Source organism: Oceanobacillus sp. CF4.6 (assembly GCF_051262635.1).
GTDB lineage: Bacteria > Bacillota > Bacilli > Bacillales > Amphibacillaceae > Oceanobacillus.
Genome location: NZ_JBIMEX010000001.1, coordinates 440,696 through 456,090, shown reverse-complemented (window position 1 = coordinate 456,090; position 15,395 = coordinate 440,696). Strand labels below are relative to the sequence as shown.

The following is a 15,395-nucleotide window of genomic DNA, read 5'->3' as shown; positions in this document are numbered from 1 at the left end:
ATAAACCAATTGGATTGGTACAATAGAAAAGTTGTGAAAAGAACGAATGGAGGATTGTTTCATGGAAAAAACAGGTGTTGAAACATTATTCGGCTGGTTAGATGAAGCGACAGAGTTAATCAGGCAGCATAGAAATGAAACATATTTGGATAGTTTGACTATCACAATGGAAATTCTCTTTTATGAGGGTGCTCCTGAGGATATGGACGATATTTTATCGCATAAACTAGAAAACACGTTAACAACAATAGATTTTCATTCCTACAGTACGGATGAAATACGCAAATCCGTTCAGCTTGCTATCTTAAAAGGAATGAAGGGATCCACACAACAACAGCATTTAATGACTCCTGAGACGGTTGGCCTTATTGTCGGGTATCTATCCGATAAACTGACAAAGGATAAAGAAAACCTAAGGGTATTTGATCCTGTAAGTGGGACCGGGAATTTGTTAACAACGGTTCTTGCTCAGCTTAAACAGAAAGTTACTGCGTTTGCAAGTGAGGTGGATCAAACCCTGATCCAGTTATCTGTATTAAGTGCAAATCTGCAGAAAAAACAAATTGAATTTTTCCACCAAGACAGCTTAAGTCCCTTTTTGATGGATCCGGTAGATCTTATTGTAGCTGATCTTCCAGTCGGCTATTATCCAGATGATATTCGAGCAAATGATTTTGAATTAAAAGCAGATTCAGGTCACTCCTACTCCCATCATCTGTTAATCGAGCAAAGTTTGAAATACACAACAGAAGCAGGATATTTAATTTTTGTAGTCCCTGAATTTCTTTTTGACAGTGACCAATCTGATAAGCTGCATGCCTATATTCAGGAGTATGCTCACATTGTAGGGATCATCCGTTTACCTGAAACTGCTTTTAAATCAGAAAAGAATGCCAAGAGTATTTTAATTTTGCAAAAGAAAGGCCAACATACAAGTACACCGAAACAGCCGTTGCTTGTCCAAATGCCATCTTTTAAAAATTCCAATGCGATGGCAGACATTCTTGGAAAAATGAATGCGTGGTTTGACACGTACAGTAAATAATTATAGGAGTTGACATCAATGAGTAACGTATTAGCTATTAATGCAGGTAGTTCATCTTTAAAATTTCAGTTGATTAAAATGCCGGAGGAAGTCGTTGCTGCAATCGGGCTAGTGGAAAGAATCGGAATGAATGATTCTATTTTTGCAGTCGAAGCGAATGGGAGCAAGGATAAAACTGTAGTAGATATTCCCGATCATGGTGTTGCTGTTAAAATGCTATTGGAATCTTTAACTTCCACAGGCGTTATTCAATCATTAGATGAAATTGATGCCATTGGACACCGTGTCGTTCATGGTGGGGAACATTTCAGTGACTCGGTTCTGATTACAGATGATGTGATTGCTAAAATTGAGCAAACCGCAGAATTAGCACCATTGCACAATCCGGCAAACTTAACTGGTATTCATGCATTTAAAGAGATTTTACCAACTATTCCTATGGTTGCAGTATTCGATACTGCCTTTCATCAATCGATGCCGGAATCATCTTATTTATACAGCTTACCAAGAGAATATTATGAGGAATACGGTATTCGCAAATATGGTTTCCATGGTACATCACATAAATATGTGTCAGAACGTGCGTCCGATTTAATGGGTGTTCCACTAAATAATTTGCGCTTAATATCCTGTCATATCGGTAATGGTGCAAGTGTTACTGCGATTAAGGATGGTGAATCCATTGACACATCCATGGGATTCACACCACTTGCTGGGGTCACAATGGGGACTCGTTCCGGTAATATTGATCCTGCATTAATTCCGTACATTATGGACAAAACTGGTAAAAATGCAGATGAAGTTATTGACGTTTTAAATAAAGAAAGTGGCATGCTTGCATTATCTGGTTTTTCCAGTGATCTACGTGATATCGAGGAGCAAACAGATACGAATCCACGTGCAGAACTTGCTTTGGATGTATTTGCTGGAAGAATTCATAAATACATTGGTTCCTATGCTGCGAAAATGAATGGTGTAGACGCCATCATCTTTACAGCTGGCGTTGGAGAGAACAGTACAACAATTAGAGAAAAAATTCTAACTGGACTTGAATTTATGGGAATATACTGGGATCCGAAGTTAAACGAAGTACGTGGTAAAGAGCAATTTATTAATTACCCGCATTCACCAGTTAAAGTTATTATTATTCCAACAAACGAAGAAGTAATGATTGCAAGAGACACGGTGCGTTTAAGTAAATAAGAAGAAAAGGCTATGTCATGAGGATTTATGACAAAGCCTTTTTATTTATCGTACGACAAGTACGTCACATGATGCATATCTTGTGATGCTTTCAGAGACACTACCAATCAGGAAGCGTTCGACGGCATTCATCCCTGTAGCTCCACAAATAATTAAGTCTGCTTTAAAATTTCTGGCAATATCTTTTGCTATTTTTACTTTAGGGGAACCATATTCAATACATCTTACGAGATCGTTCACTCCTGCTGTTTTGGCATTCTCCACATAAGAATCAAGTAATTCTTTTGCATACTCTTCCGCTCTTTCAGACAATGTACGGTCATACGCTTCTGCTGTTGCAAAAGTGCGGGAGTCCACTACGTGAGCAAGGATAAGACGTGCATGATTTCTTTTTGCAATGTCCAAGGATTTTTGAAAAGCCTTTTCAGCAGCTTCAGAGCCGTCCACCGCCACAACAATGTTTTTATATTCCATTATAAATCTCCCCTTTCATTATAAGTATATACCCTTTATGAAAGCGCTACAATCAATTTTTGGTAATATTAGTTACAACACTGTTACAGAAAACCGGGCATACTACACGTACGGAGGTGATGATGTTGTCTAAAAAAGAAGGTAAGAAGCGCAGATTTTATGAAGACGATAAAGGTGTAGATGCCGTTCGAAATCAATTAAATGAAAGCTACCAAAGTGGTGTCGTTGAACAGATGCATAATAACAAAAACATCTATACCTTCAATAACCGTAAAAATTAATCCTCATACTAGGAGTAGCAAAGGAAGATAGTTTTCATTCTGTCTTCCTTTTTTAAATAATCGTGATTATTATACATCCATCTGATACAATTGTATTAGCACTATGCTGGAGATATTCGGAATACATACTTAGGTCCTGAAAGGGGTATGGAGATGAGAATAGGTATACCTAAAGAAATCATGAACAATGAAAACAGAGTTGCAATGGCACCATCCGGAATACTCACATTGAAAAATGCGGGACATGATGTTTTTGTGGAAACAGAAGCGGGTGTTGGATCCAGTTTTACCGACGAACAATATACTGCTGCAGGTGCTGTAATTGTAAATAGTGCAAGAGAAGCATGGTCACAGGAAATGGTGATTAAAGTAAAAGAGCCCTTGCATGAAGAATTTGATTACTTCTATGAAGGCCAGATCTTGTTCACCTATTTGCATTTAGCAAATGAACCGGAAGTGACAAAGGCATTAATTGATAAAAAAGTGGTTGGAATTGCTTATGAAACCGTTCAGCTTCCAAATCGCACCTTGCCGTTATTGACTCCTATGAGTGAAGTTGCTGGGAGAATGGCTACACAGATTGGTGCACAATTCCTTGAAAAGCCAAAAGGTGGGAAGGGAATTATTCTTTCCGGAATTCCAGGAGTTAAACGAGGGAAAGTTACCATTATTGGTGGCGGTGTAGTTGGAACAAATGCTGCTAAAATAGCTATCGGATTAGGTGCAGATGTTACGATTATCGATTTGAACCCGGAACGCTTGCGTCAACTAGATGATATTTTCGGTACATCGATAAATACTTTGATTTCCAATTCATTGAATATCCAGGAGGCTGTTCAAGAGTCCGATCTTGTGGTTGGTTCTGTTCTGATCCCTGGTGCGAGGGCGCCTAAACTTGTAACAGAAGAAACGGTCAAACTAATGTCCGAGGGGTCTGTCATCGTGGATGTTGCGATTGATCAAGGTGGGAACTTTGAAACGAGTGATCGTATTACAACCCATGATCAACCAACATTCACAAAACATGGCGTACTTCATTATACTGTTGCAAATATGCCTGGTGCTGTTCCACGTACTTCTACAATTGGACTTACAAATGTTACCGTACCCTATGCATTGCAGCTTGCCAATAAGGGTTACAAACGAGCATGTCTTGAAAATGAAGCCTTGCTAAAAGGGATTAATACATTGGATGGCTATGTTACGTATCAAGCAGTAGCAGAAGCACATGGTTTGGAATTTGACGATGCACATGTTTTATTGCAAAAATAGGTCCTATCAAAAAGAAGAGCACACATTGCTCTTCTTTTGCTATCCCACAGGTCCACTCTAAAATCTGCCAGAGCAGCTGCATGTTTTAATAATGGATATTCTTTTTTGTTTTTCACTATTCATAGATTGGAGAGAATTTCATTTGCATCAAAAATAGTTGTGTTCGGTAATATTCGTTTAATTGCTTGAAATCGTTCCAATGTGATATGATCGTGTTCTAGTGTTCTAAAGCAATGGTTTGGGGAAGCGTGCGCTTATTACATTCAAACCAAGTTATTATTTTTCAATTCCGCAAATAAATTCTCCAAATGAGAGTTCATTCATGTTTACCACTTCCATTTATATTATAATAAAGATATCAAAGGAAAAGATTTTTTCACCTTTTAAGAAATATTTTGTTTATATGAAACCTTTTACCAAACGAGTACGTATTACTGAAGGAACAAAGAAATCGAATGACATGCGAGGTGAAAACATGGGTCTGTTTTCTAATATTTTTTCAAAAAAAGATAAACATAAGCCAGAACCAAAAGAACGAACGGCCTTATCTATAAAGATCGGTGATATCATCACCTATGATCTAAGAGATTTCGAAGTGGTCGGGAAAATCACTTATCGGGATGGCGGATATGAATGGTTTGGATATCAACTGTTAGAAGGAAATGATACCGTCTGGCTGTCAGCTGAAATGGATGATGAGCTTGAGCTCGGCATCTATAAGAAGATTCAAATGCAGGTCTCCACACCATATCCGAAACAAGTGACCTACGAAAATAAGACCTACTATCTGGAAGAAAAAGGTACAGCAAGGATTCAAGGGGAAGGCAGAAATGCGAACGTTAATGGTACAGAAAGTCATTACGCTGAATACGCAGATGACGGCGAAGAGAATTTTATCAGTCTTGAATCGTGGGGAACAGAGGTTGAAGCAAGTATTGGGTATCCAATTGAAGCATATGAGATTAAAATCTTAGCAGGATCTATTTAAAGGAATCAAGAAATTATGAGGAGGAGATAATATGTTTAAATTTTTTGGACGTGTAAAAACGGTAGTGAGCTCAGAATTAAATTCGATGCTAGATAAAGCAGAAGACCCGGTAAAATTACTGGATCAGTATATGCGTGATATGGCTGATGATATTCGTGATGTGGAAGCATCCGTCGCAAAACAAATCGCTAATGAGAAAATGTTGAAACGTAAAGCAAATGATGCACTTGCATTAGTTGATAAAAGACAGAAACAAGCAGAGCAGGCTATTGAAGCTGGGAATGATGATTTAGCTAGACGTGCTTTGGAAGATAAAAAGGATCATGATACAACAGCAACTGCTTTAAATGAATCATGGGAACGTGCGAAAAGCGATGCAGATATGCTTCGTACAAAATTGGACGAAATGAAAAAAGAATACCAGGAAATGAACTTGAAAAAGGATTCCTTAAAAGCACGTGCAGAATCCGCAAAAACTAGAACAAAAATGAATCGCACCATGTCTTCCATTGGAAATGATGCTTCCAAGCAAGGATTCGATCGTATGGAAGAAAAAGTCATGCAGTTTGAAGCAGAAGCAGAGACAAGTGATGACCTTTCACAATCCAGTCGTACACTAGACGATGAATTTGAAGATTTGGGAAATAGTGATGTAAATGATGAATTAGCTAAATTAAAAGAAAAAATGGGCAAATAATAGGAAATGATAAATAGAATAAGGAGCAGTCATCACTGCTCCTTATATGTATTGAGAGGGGGATCCAGTTGCAAAAAAAATGGATTGCATTTATTGTATTACTATTTACTATACTTGTATTAAGCGCATGTTCTTCCCCTTTTTCGAACGGTGCAGATAGAGGTATGAGTCAAGAAATAACGATTACAGCAGACGATATGCCACCTGAACCGTCAAAAGATGAAATTATTTCATCCATCAACCAAAGTCCAAGCAAACAGATTAATGCACTTATAGCAGCTAATTTTCCATTAATGGATACGGTCTCAGATGATTCAGGTACGACGTCCGAAATTTACGCAACAACCGAGTTCAATCTTGAAGAGCTTGCAACGACAATTAGCTCCGTGGCTGAACCGGACGAAACAAGTGAAGTGGTAGATAACCAGCAAGTCTTTATTTACCCCGATTATTTTGTGACATTAAAACCAAGTGTAGATGATGCCGATGTATTATTAATCGAGGTGGCAAGTGAAGCATTTGTGAAAAGAAATTATGCACCTAGTTTTTTAAGTACATACTTTACCATACGGATGCTGGACAGTTTACTTGGAAATAATTGGAGCAGTAATAGAACAAATGCCTGCCAAACAGGGGGTTGTTATGGCGGATATACAGGTAAACAATCCGCTTCAAGTACAGGTACTCGTGGTAATACAACCTTTCGTGGTGGTGGCCCGGGGACAGGAAAATAAAGGAGGATGATTAAATGGAACCATTTATAGCAACAATTGCTTATTTTTTAATTTCAGTAGTAATCGTTTTAATTGGTTTGTTTATTTTTGAAAATTTAACGCGAAAATATAAAGATATGGAAGAAGTTCAAAAAGGAAATACGGCAGTAGCATTGTCGATTTCAGGAAAAATTATCGGTATATGTATCATACTTGCATTTGCAATTTATAACAGTTCCTATATTTATGAAACGTTAATATGGGGTGCATTTGGGGTTGTCTTACAAATGATTGCTTATTTGTTATTTGATTTATTTACAAGAAAATTTTCTGTGGAAGAGCAGTTAAAAAATAATAATGTTGCAGTGGCAATTGTGTCCATGAGTGTATCGATTGGATTAGCATTTGTAATTGGTGCATCAATTACATAAATAGAGTGAAGCGGCCTGAGCCTATGTCTCGGCCGCCTTTATTTTTTTGCATGTTTATAGACGGAGTGGTAGAAAATGAATGATGCAGCGAAAAGAAAAAGTAATATAATTTATTGGTCATCCGGAATAGTATCGATATGCGGAATTATTTTTGAAGTTTTGTTTGGCGCATTGGGTTCATACATATTGGGGGATGGCGTTACACAGTATACACTAACCATTTCCTTATTCTTAACCGGGATGGGAATTGGTGCTAGTCTCAGTGAAAAGGTAATGAAGCATTTAATCCTTGCTTTTGTCTGGATTGAATTTGGAGTTGCCATTATTGGAGGCTTTTCCAGCTTTACAATGTTTGGTATTACAGCCTTCGCACCATCCGGAACAGATGCATTGTTCTTGTATTCCATCACCATTTTAGTTGGAGCTTTAACTGGTTTTGAATTGCCAATCTTGATTCGCAAAGCAAATGAAATCGGAGTAGAGTTAAATAGAAGTACGGCGCGTGTTTTATTTTCCGATTATGCCGGCGGTTTAATAGGCGGATTAATGTTTGCATTTTTCCTGCGTCCACAGTTAGGGATGGTGAAATCAGCATTTTTGGTCGGATGTATAAATGTTACAGTAGCTCTGATTGTTCTATGGTTATTCCGAAAAGAAATCCGCAATTTTATGGTTCATGCTCTCATTGGTCTAGGTATTTTTATTGTATTAATCATTGGTCTGTTTTTCGGAGAAGCGACTGCATTTAGTTTTGAACAGAAAATGTATAAAGATCCAATTATGCATATGGAGGAAAGCAGATATCAGAAGATTATACTAACACAGGATACAGATGAGGATGTGCGGCTTTATTTGGATGGGTCGTTACAGTTTAGTTCAACGGACGAGTACCGTTATCATGAAGTGCTCGTTCATCCAACCATGTCGCATGCAGACAATCATGAAAATGTATTGATTCTCGGTGGCGGCGATGGAATTGCAGCAAAAGAAGTGCTTAAGTATGAGGATGTTGAGAAAATAACATTGGTTGATTTAGATCCAGCTGTTGTGGAATTAGCCAATACAAATAAGGAATTATTGAAATTGAATGAAGGTGCCTTGAAAAATGAAAAAGTAGAAGTGAAAAACACCGATGCTTTTGAATTTTTAAAGGAAACAGATGATTGGTTTGATGTGATTATTGTTGATTTGCCTGATCCGAATAATGAGAGTTTAAACAAGCTCTATACAAAAGAGTTCTATTCTTTAGTAAGGAATCATTCTAAGCCTGGTGGTGCAATCATGGTTCAGGCTACGAGCCCAGTATTTGCAACGGAAGTATATTGGACAATAGCTGAAACGGTAGAATCAACCGGATTAGTTACAGAGAATTTGCATGTAGACGTTCCTAGTTTCGGAAATTGGGGCTTTGTGCTAGCAAGCCGTGATCCAATTGACTTGGATGAAATTGACATAACCGTACCGACCCGATTTTTAACAAATGACTTACTTCCTGCGCTAGCTAGTTTTGGGAAGGATGAAGATCAACAGATAGAGAAATCAAATGGGAATAAGCTAGAGTTGAAACCAAATACGTTAATTGATCCCCATTTAATTCAACTTTATGAAAAGGCTTGGCAAAATTATTAAACTTTTTTGGTAATGAAAAAACTGTATTACTTTTAAAAAATCTTCCAAAAGGGTAGAGGAATCATAAATGCTTTGTCGAATAGATAGAGTAAATAGTTTATAAAGGGAGAGGTTAGCGTGAAATTATCTTATCATGGACATTCGGTTGTAAAGGTTGTTACAGATAGTCACACAATTTTAATTGATCCATTTATTTCGGAAAATGAAGCATGTGACCTTGATGCCGACACAGTGAAAGCTGATGTTATCTTACTGACGCACGCACATAATGATCATGTTGGTGATACATTCGAAATTGCAAAAAGAAATAATGCATTGGTAGTGGCCCCTAACGAACTTGCTGTTTACCTGGGAGGCAAAGGATTGGTAACACATCCCATGCATATCGGTGGCGCACACGAATTTGATTTCGGTACCGTAAAGTTCACACAAGCTTTTCATGGTTCGGCCTATACAGAAGATAATGGAGCGGTGATTTATGGTGGAATGCCAGCTGGGATTCTACTAACGGTGGAAGGAAAAACCATCTATCATGTCGGAGATACGGCATTATTTAGCGATTTAAAAATGTACGGTGAAATGAATGATATTGAAGTAGCCTTTATCCCAATTGGCGATAACTTCACCATGGGACCTGAGGATGCGCTTGTTGCAGCTGATTGGATTAATGCAAAAGTATCTGTTCCCGTTCACTATAATACGTTCCCAATGATTGACCAGGACCCGAAAGCATGGGCCGAGAAGGTAAAGACTGGTGAAGGTAGAGTGATGGAGATTGGGGAAGCGATGGAGTTATAAAATTAAACCCGTGAGAATTAACTCACGGGTTTAATTATTTAATCATTATGAACAACTAAAAATATCTTCGTAATTATCTTCATTTTTATCTTGAGGATAAATAATACCATCTTTAGCTTCCACACAGACCTCTCCTTTATTGTGACTGTTGCCCCCGTTTACCACGATTTTACTTTTGTCGGTTAAGTATAGTGTTCCATATATTATTAGTTTTGTTTTAACTTGCAATTTAATAGTACCATCAAACTTTGCATCCCCTTTTACGGTATAAATAGTAAAATTATCTTCTTTTAGACAGTTTTTGTTGTTGTGTTTAAAATGTAAACTTTTTAATGTCGTGTTATTTTCATATTCACAACGAATTTCAGAAACAGGAGTCCAATTGATTTCATCAGGGTTTTCCTCCCCTTTTTCATTATCTATCGTTATCTGAATTGGAGAATCATTTGTATTCGTTATGAAGGATGTATCAAGTTCGAAAAGCTCTTCTGAATTATTTTGGGTAATTAATTGAATGTCCAAATTTTCTCCTTTTCCAAATTCCTCAGCAGTACATTTACTTTCAATCGTAACTATCTCATTGTTTATTATTATTTCGTAAATTTCTATTGATTCATTTTGATAGCAAATATTAAATGTTTCATTGTTGCTCGTATTTTTAATTTTTTTCTGGTAATCAGTTCTCATCTCATTTATTAACAAATTTGTTTCCTGCTTCAATGAAATATCATTGCTAGTATTACTTTCCCCACTTACCATCTGAATAATAACCGTCGAAGAAAGAGCAATTACCAACGCAAATAAACTAAGGGCAGCAAGCAACTCTACCAATGTCATTCCTTTTGTGTTTGTAAATTGTCGAAATTTCATTTTTTCACATCCCATAAAATGGTATAATAGTAGAAAAGTCACGTTTGAGGAGTGAACTTCTTTGTATAATAAATTTAAAATGTGGAACAGCAAGGGGTTCACCCTTATTGAAATTATAGCATCTATTGCGCTTTTAGTAATGGTAATTGGTACATTATTACCATTTTTTCCACAAATAATGAGTTGGACACAGACAACGGATGATGAATTGGTCGCTAGTAATCTATTGCCTCAAGTAAGCAGTGAAGTTAAAAATTTAGATGTACATGCGTTCTTTGATAATGTCCAACAGTGTGATACGTATCAAGGAGAAGATGTCTTTTATAAAGAATATACGTTAAATGGGATTAATTATAAATCAATGTTAAATACTTGCGAAGAGCAAGAACCGGATTTATATCGTACAAAGATTAATATACTTACTGAGTCTGGGAAACTAGTTAGTGAATCGTATACCTATATTTCAGGTGATTTAGAATGAAAACATATAGAAATGAAAAAGGTGCTGCACTCGTACTCACGGTAATGATAATTACTTTATTTCTTGTGTTTATATTGGGTTTATTTACTGTAGTAACAAATACAACCAAACAGGTAACTACAATGGAGAAACAAATAGATGCCCAGCTTGTTGCCGAGATGGGTGTTACTTATTTTCAGAGACTAGTTGAAATAAATCAACATCTTCTAGAGGAGAAAATGAACGAGAATCCAGAAGAAGATGAACTTACTAATGTTGTACAACTATTCATAGATGATTTATTAAGTAGTGTAGAGCAACCGGTTCATGTTGATGAAAATAGAACATATGAAATCACTTTTGAAGGCTATAACGAAGATGAGAAAAGTATTCATTTTAAAAGTGTAGGCGCTGTTACTGATGCAGAAGCAACTTCTAATGGAACCATCGTCATCAACATAACTGAACAAGATGAAAGTGAGGAACCCGAATGATGAAACGAAAACGTCTAGGAGATTTGCTTCAGGATGCAGGTCTTGTTTCCGAGGAACAGATAATGGAAGCACTTGAAAATAAAAAAGATGATCAAAAAATGGGAGATGCTTTGCTCGAACATGGTTTTATAACCGAACAGCAGCTTATTGAAGTTCTCGAGTTTCAATTGGGTATTCCACATGTGTCGTTATATCGCTATCCAATTGAAGAAAATGTGCTCAGTTTCGTGACAAAGGAAGCTGCTCAAGAGAATATCATTATGCCATTGAAAATACAGGATAACACACTGACAATTGCCATGCATGACCCGATGGATTATTTTGTCATCGATGATTTGGAAATTGGGACAGGATTTACGATTTCACCAGTAATCGCTGCAAAAGACGATATATTATTTGCGATTAATAAGCACTATTTTAAAAATGATTCAGATATGATGATGGATTCGAATGAAGGAGAAGAGGCACCGGTAATCCGTTTGCTAGATCAGCTCCTGAATACGGGGGTTCAATTAAAAGCGAGTGATATACATATTGATCCGCACGTTGCAAATGTTCATATCCGCTATCGTATTGATGGACGTTTGCAAACAGAGAAAATGGTTCCTAAACAGATGCAAAATTCGCTCGTTGCCAGGATTAAAATATTGGCAGATATGAATATTACCCAAACTCGATTGCCACAGGATGGACGCATCAAGACGTTAGTCGGCAACACGCCAGTCGATCTAAGAATTTCTTGTCTACCTACAGTTCATGGAGAAAAGGTAGTCATCCGTATTCTTGATTTGAATAACGCCATGATGGATTTGACAGAACTTAGTTTTTCAGAAGAAAATCGAAAAAAATACAGTGATCTAATTAAACAACCGTCCGGACTTGTCCTGTTGACTGGCCCAACAGGATCCGGGAAAACATCTACACTATATGCTTCTGTGAATATGTTGAATTCCGAGAATGTAAATATTATAACGGTGGAGGATCCAGTAGAATATCAGATGGAAGGGATTAACCAGGTACAAGTAAACAGTAAAATCGGTTTAACCTTTGCTGAAGGCCTTCGTTCTATTTTAAGACAGGATCCAAATATAATTATGGTAGGAGAAATACGTGACCAGGATACGGCAGAAATTGCGATACGCTCGTCGCTAACTGGTCATTTAGTATTCAGTACATTGCATACGAACAGTGCAGTGGAATCCATACCAAGGCTCATCGACATGGGAATCGAACCATATCTTGTTGTTTCTTCTTTATCCGGTGTTGTTGCCCAACGTTTAGTACGTAAAATTTGCCGCGACTGTCGTACAGAACGGGAAATGACTGAAATGGAAAAAGAGATATTTTCCAAAAACGGCGTAGAAGCAGATCATGTTTTCCATGGTGGGGGCTGTAGTGTATGTCACCATACGGGTTATCGTGGAAGAATTGCAATCCATGAAGTCCTCGTACTCGACGATAGGATGAAAAGTATGTTGCTGAACAATAAATCGACTGGCGATCTTCGTAATTATGCGAAAGAACAAGGGATGGCTTTCCTTATTCAAGATGGTTTGGAAAAAGTGAAATCAGGATTGACAACAATCGATGAAATTATGCAAGTATCCATTAATGTATAGGGTGAATTGAGATGAAGCGAGAATTTGAAAAATGGTTAATAGAAGCGTATGAAAAAAAGGCGTCGGATGTACATTTAACCGTCGGAAAAGCACCAATCTTCCGGATAAACGGGAACTTGGTCGAACAGGATTTTCCAAAAATTGTACCAGCTGATACAAGACAGATTGTGAGTCTAATCTTAACGGAAGAACAATTAGAGATCCTCCGTGTAAAACGGGAACTGGATTTTTCCTACGGGATTCATGGTGTATCCCGATTCCGGATGAACACCTTCTATCAGCGCGGGGAATTATCCTTTGCAGTTAGAATTATACCAGCTGAAATACCGTCCATCGAGCAATTAAAATTGCCGTTGATCACAAAAGAAATGGTTCATTATCCACAAGGGCTGATTCTAGTAACTGGGCCAACAGGAAGTGGAAAGAGCACGACCCAGGCTTCCATGATTGATTATATAAACCAAACCATGCGAAAACATATCATTACTTTGGAGGATCCAATAGAGTACATGTATTCGCATAATAAATCAATTATTGACCAACGTGAAGTTGGATTTGACACGAATAATTTTGTGAATGGACTGCGGGCAAGTCTTCGTCAAGATCCAGATGTGATTCTGGTCGGAGAAATGCGGGACCTGGAAACCATTTCTACAGCCATTACGGCTGCTGAAACGGGTCATTTGGTTTTTGCAACGTTACATACAACCGATGCTGTCTCCACAATTGAGCGCATCATCGATGTATTCCCTCCCGAACAGCAGGGACAAATACGAATCCAATTATCAACCATCTTACAGGCAGTCATTTCTCAACGGTTGCTCATTACAAAGGACCAAATGCATCGACGGGTTGCAACGGAAATATTAATTAATTCGTCTGCTGTTAAAAATTTGATTCGTAATGAAAAGCTGCATCAGATTCAAAATGTGCTCCAAACATCAAGAGACAAGGGGATGCATACGCTTGAGATGGATTTGAAACGATTGATTCATGAAAATGAAATTGACTTTGAAACTGCTGCTCCGTTTATGCAGGGAGGGAGCTTCTAAAGGATGAATTTTCAATATAGTGGGCGGAGAATATCGGGTCAGAAGATAAAGGGAAAGATCGAAGCAGATACGAAAAACATCGCACTCTCACAGCTTGAAAGAGATGGATTAATCATTTTTGAAATAGAGGAAACAAAGCCTTGGAATAAAGATATTATTTTACAAAACAGAGTAAAGAATAAAGATTTCGTTATTTTTCTCAGACAATACTCCACATTGATACATGCGGGGATCTCGATTTCCGATGCGACCAAAACGATGATGCAGCAGACCAACAATTACGCATTAAAAAACGCCCTGGCAGATATAGATAAACAGCTTGACCAAGGTCAGCCTCTATCCAAAGCATGCGAGCGGCATCCGAAGATTTTCCCGGAACTGCTTGTAAATATGATTCATGCCGGTGAGGTAAGCGGAAAACTGGATGAAATCCTGAATGAAATGGCAGATTACTATGAAAAGCAATACCGGAACAAACAAAGGGTAATTTCAGCACTGCTTTATCCAAGTGTGGTAGGAGTCATTACCGTTATTTTGAGTATTTTTCTGCTTGTTTTTATCGTACCGCAGTTTGTTGGCATGTTCAGCTCCATGGGTGAGGAAATTCCAACGTATACCCAGTTCGTCATCAACCTAAGTGATTTTGCAGGGAAATACTGGTGGATGCTGCTATTCGTCATTGCAATCGTCGTCGTTTTATACAAATATTTGATTCAATACGATAGAGTAAAATACCGAATGGATCTGATAAAAATGAAATTTCCTTTTCTCGGGGTACTCGTTCATAAAGGCGCATTGGTTAGGATGACCCAAACATTGAGCACACTTGTCAATAGTGCTGTACCTATTTTGCAATCGGTGGAAATTACCGAAAAGGTAGTTGGAAATAGGGTGATAGAGAATGCACTAACCCGGGCAAGGAAGTCATTGGAAGTTGGAGACTCACTGACGAAGCCGATGAAAGACCACTGGGCATTCCCAACATTAATTGTACAAATGATACAAATTGGTGAAAAAACAGGTACATTGGATCATATGCTTACTAAAGCTGCCGATTTTTATGAAGAAGAAGTTGATCAGCTTTCAAGTCGGATCAAAATATTAATCGAGCCATTGATGATTATTATACTAACCGTGATGGTTGGTAGTATTGTAATGGCAATCGTTATACCAATGTTTGGTATGTTTGAGAATATGTAGTAATTTATTCAAAATTTAGTGAAGATAATTGTAGAAATATGGTAAAAAGTATAATATAATGAAAAAGTAATAGGAGTTTAGTAGGATACGATGATGAATTACCTATATTTGGGCACTTGGGTAATTTGGAGTGAGTAGTGCAACCGGCCGACTGGAATTAATAGAAACT

Annotated in this window: 17 protein-coding genes and 1 riboswitch; of the genes, 15 read left to right on the top strand and 2 right to left on the bottom strand. The window is 37.6% G+C overall.

From position 1 onward, the window contains the following. The first annotated feature begins 61 nt into the window (after positions 1 to 61). Both ACHABU_RS02460 and ACHABU_RS02455 read left to right on the top strand, forming a co-directional pair. Positions 62 to 1,045 (top strand): class I SAM-dependent methyltransferase, encoded by a 984-nt coding sequence (locus tag ACHABU_RS02460; RefSeq protein WP_435761895.1) that lies wholly within the window; start codon positions 62 to 64, stop codon positions 1,043 to 1,045. An 18-nt stretch (positions 1,046 to 1,063) separates the two neighbouring features. Beyond that, on the top strand, positions 1,064 to 2,248 hold the full coding sequence (locus ACHABU_RS02455) for an acetate kinase (protein ID WP_435761893.1): 1,185 nt from the start codon (positions 1,064 to 1,066) through the stop codon (positions 2,246 to 2,248). A gap of 45 nt (positions 2,249 to 2,293) precedes the next feature. On the opposite strand, the gene ACHABU_RS02450 is transcribed toward ACHABU_RS02455, so the two are convergent. Beyond that, complete coding sequence (locus ACHABU_RS02450; protein ID WP_435761891.1) at positions 2,294 to 2,722, bottom strand: universal stress protein; 429 nt, start codon at positions 2,720 to 2,722, stop codon at positions 2,294 to 2,296. A gap of 125 nt (positions 2,723 to 2,847) precedes the next feature. Here ACHABU_RS02450 and ACHABU_RS02445 point away from each other — a divergent pair, with 125 nt between their 5' ends. From ACHABU_RS02445 to ACHABU_RS02410, 8 genes are all read left to right on the top strand, one after another. Continuing rightward, positions 2,848 to 3,003, top strand: a complete 156-nt coding sequence (locus tag ACHABU_RS02445; protein ID WP_435762362.1) for a hypothetical protein — start codon at positions 2,848 to 2,850, stop codon at positions 3,001 to 3,003. A 153-nt stretch (positions 3,004 to 3,156) separates the two neighbouring features. Next, positions 3,157 to 4,275 carry an alanine dehydrogenase gene (gene ald / locus ACHABU_RS02440; protein ID WP_435761889.1) on the top strand — a complete coding sequence of 373 codons (1,119 nt, stop codon included), beginning with the start codon at positions 3,157 to 3,159 and terminating at the stop codon, positions 4,273 to 4,275. Positions 4,276 to 4,750: 475 nt separating this feature from the next. Next, a complete protein-coding gene (locus ACHABU_RS02435; protein WP_435761887.1) occupies positions 4,751 to 5,263 on the top strand; it encodes a DUF4178 domain-containing protein in 513 nt (170 codons plus the stop codon). A 31-nt stretch (positions 5,264 to 5,294) separates the two neighbouring features. Further along, positions 5,295 to 5,960 (top strand): PspA/IM30 family protein, encoded by a 666-nt coding sequence (locus ACHABU_RS02430; protein WP_435761885.1) that lies wholly within the window; start codon positions 5,295 to 5,297, stop codon positions 5,958 to 5,960. Between the two features lie 68 nt (positions 5,961 to 6,028). Then, positions 6,029 to 6,694: a DUF4247 domain-containing protein gene (locus ACHABU_RS02425; RefSeq protein WP_435761883.1), complete on the top strand. Its 666-nt coding sequence runs from the start codon at positions 6,029 to 6,031 to the stop codon at positions 6,692 to 6,694. Positions 6,695 to 6,708: 14 nt separating this feature from the next. Next, positions 6,709 to 7,104, top strand: coding sequence for a DUF350 domain-containing protein (locus tag ACHABU_RS02420; protein WP_435761881.1), 396 nt, complete (start codon positions 6,709 to 6,711; stop codon positions 7,102 to 7,104). 75 nt (positions 7,105 to 7,179) lie between these two features. Further along, on the top strand, positions 7,180 to 8,733 hold the full coding sequence (locus ACHABU_RS02415; protein ID WP_435761879.1) for a polyamine aminopropyltransferase: 1,554 nt from the start codon (positions 7,180 to 7,182) through the stop codon (positions 8,731 to 8,733). 117 nt (positions 8,734 to 8,850) lie between these two features. Next, a complete protein-coding gene (locus ACHABU_RS02410) occupies positions 8,851 to 9,531 on the top strand; it encodes a metal-dependent hydrolase (RefSeq protein ID WP_435761877.1) in 681 nt (226 codons plus the stop codon). 45 nt (positions 9,532 to 9,576) lie between these two features. Here the strand turns inward: ACHABU_RS02410 and ACHABU_RS02405 are convergent, their stop codons facing one another. Beyond that, positions 9,577 to 10,401: a prepilin-type N-terminal cleavage/methylation domain-containing protein gene (locus ACHABU_RS02405; RefSeq protein WP_435761875.1), complete on the bottom strand. Its 825-nt coding sequence runs from the start codon at positions 10,399 to 10,401 to the stop codon at positions 9,577 to 9,579. Positions 10,402 to 10,462: 61 nt separating this feature from the next. On the opposite strand from ACHABU_RS02405, the gene ACHABU_RS02400 reads away from it, so the two are divergent. From ACHABU_RS02400 to ACHABU_RS02380, 5 genes are read left to right on the top strand one after another with little or no spacing between them, the layout of a single operon-like run. Continuing rightward, entirely contained in the window at positions 10,463 to 10,882 is a 420-nt protein-coding gene (locus tag ACHABU_RS02400; RefSeq protein ID WP_435761873.1) for a type II secretion system protein, read from the top strand. After that, positions 10,879 to 11,355, top strand: coding sequence for a hypothetical protein (locus ACHABU_RS02395; protein WP_435761871.1), 477 nt, complete (start codon positions 10,879 to 10,881; stop codon positions 11,353 to 11,355). The genes ACHABU_RS02400 and ACHABU_RS02395 overlap by 4 nt, the downstream gene beginning before the upstream one ends. Next, a complete protein-coding gene (locus ACHABU_RS02390) occupies positions 11,352 to 12,974 on the top strand; it encodes a GspE/PulE family protein (RefSeq protein WP_435761869.1) in 1,623 nt (540 codons plus the stop codon). The genes ACHABU_RS02395 and ACHABU_RS02390 overlap by 4 nt, the downstream gene beginning before the upstream one ends. 11 nt (positions 12,975 to 12,985) lie before the next feature. Then, positions 12,986 to 14,026, top strand: a complete 1,041-nt coding sequence (locus ACHABU_RS02385; protein ID WP_435761867.1) for a type IV pilus twitching motility protein PilT — start codon at positions 12,986 to 12,988, stop codon at positions 14,024 to 14,026. Positions 14,027 to 14,029: 3 nt separating this feature from the next. Beyond that, positions 14,030 to 15,226 (top strand): type II secretion system F family protein, encoded by a 1,197-nt coding sequence (locus tag ACHABU_RS02380; protein WP_435761865.1) that lies wholly within the window; start codon positions 14,030 to 14,032, stop codon positions 15,224 to 15,226. Between the two features lie 74 nt (positions 15,227 to 15,300). Then, positions 15,301 to 15,384: riboswitch (cyclic di-GMP riboswitch) on the top strand. The last annotated feature ends 11 nt before the right edge of the window (positions 15,385 to 15,395 follow it).

Excerpts from the sequence above, each read along its gene's own strand:
- ACHABU_RS02460 (WP_435761895.1), top strand. The coding sequence starts at position 62 with ATGGAAAAAACAGGTGTTGAAACATTATTCGGCTGGTTAGATGAAGCG.
- ACHABU_RS02455 (WP_435761893.1), top strand. The coding sequence starts at position 1,064 with ATGAGTAACGTATTAGCTATTAATGCAGGTAGTTCATCTTTAAAATTT.
- ACHABU_RS02450 (WP_435761891.1), bottom strand. The coding sequence starts at position 2,722 with ATGGAATATAAAAACATTGTTGTGGCGGTGGACGGCTCTGAAGCTGCT.
- ald (WP_435761889.1), top strand. The coding sequence starts at position 3,157 with ATGAGAATAGGTATACCTAAAGAAATCATGAACAATGAAAACAGAGTT.
- ACHABU_RS02435 (WP_435761887.1), top strand. The coding sequence starts at position 4,751 with ATGGGTCTGTTTTCTAATATTTTTTCAAAAAAAGATAAACATAAGCCA.
- ACHABU_RS02430 (WP_435761885.1), top strand. The coding sequence starts at position 5,295 with ATGTTTAAATTTTTTGGACGTGTAAAAACGGTAGTGAGCTCAGAATTA.
- ACHABU_RS02420 (WP_435761881.1), top strand. The coding sequence starts at position 6,709 with ATGGAACCATTTATAGCAACAATTGCTTATTTTTTAATTTCAGTAGTA.
- ACHABU_RS02415 (WP_435761879.1), top strand. The coding sequence starts at position 7,180 with ATGAATGATGCAGCGAAAAGAAAAAGTAATATAATTTATTGGTCATCC.
- ACHABU_RS02405 (WP_435761875.1), bottom strand. The coding sequence starts at position 10,401 with ATGAAATTTCGACAATTTACAAACACAAAAGGAATGACATTGGTAGAG.
- ACHABU_RS02395 (WP_435761871.1), top strand. The coding sequence starts at position 10,879 with ATGAAAACATATAGAAATGAAAAAGGTGCTGCACTCGTACTCACGGTA.
- ACHABU_RS02390 (WP_435761869.1), top strand. The coding sequence starts at position 11,352 with ATGATGAAACGAAAACGTCTAGGAGATTTGCTTCAGGATGCAGGTCTT.
- ACHABU_RS02385 (WP_435761867.1), top strand. The coding sequence starts at position 12,986 with ATGAAGCGAGAATTTGAAAAATGGTTAATAGAAGCGTATGAAAAAAAG.
- ACHABU_RS02380 (WP_435761865.1), top strand. The coding sequence starts at position 14,030 with ATGAATTTTCAATATAGTGGGCGGAGAATATCGGGTCAGAAGATAAAG.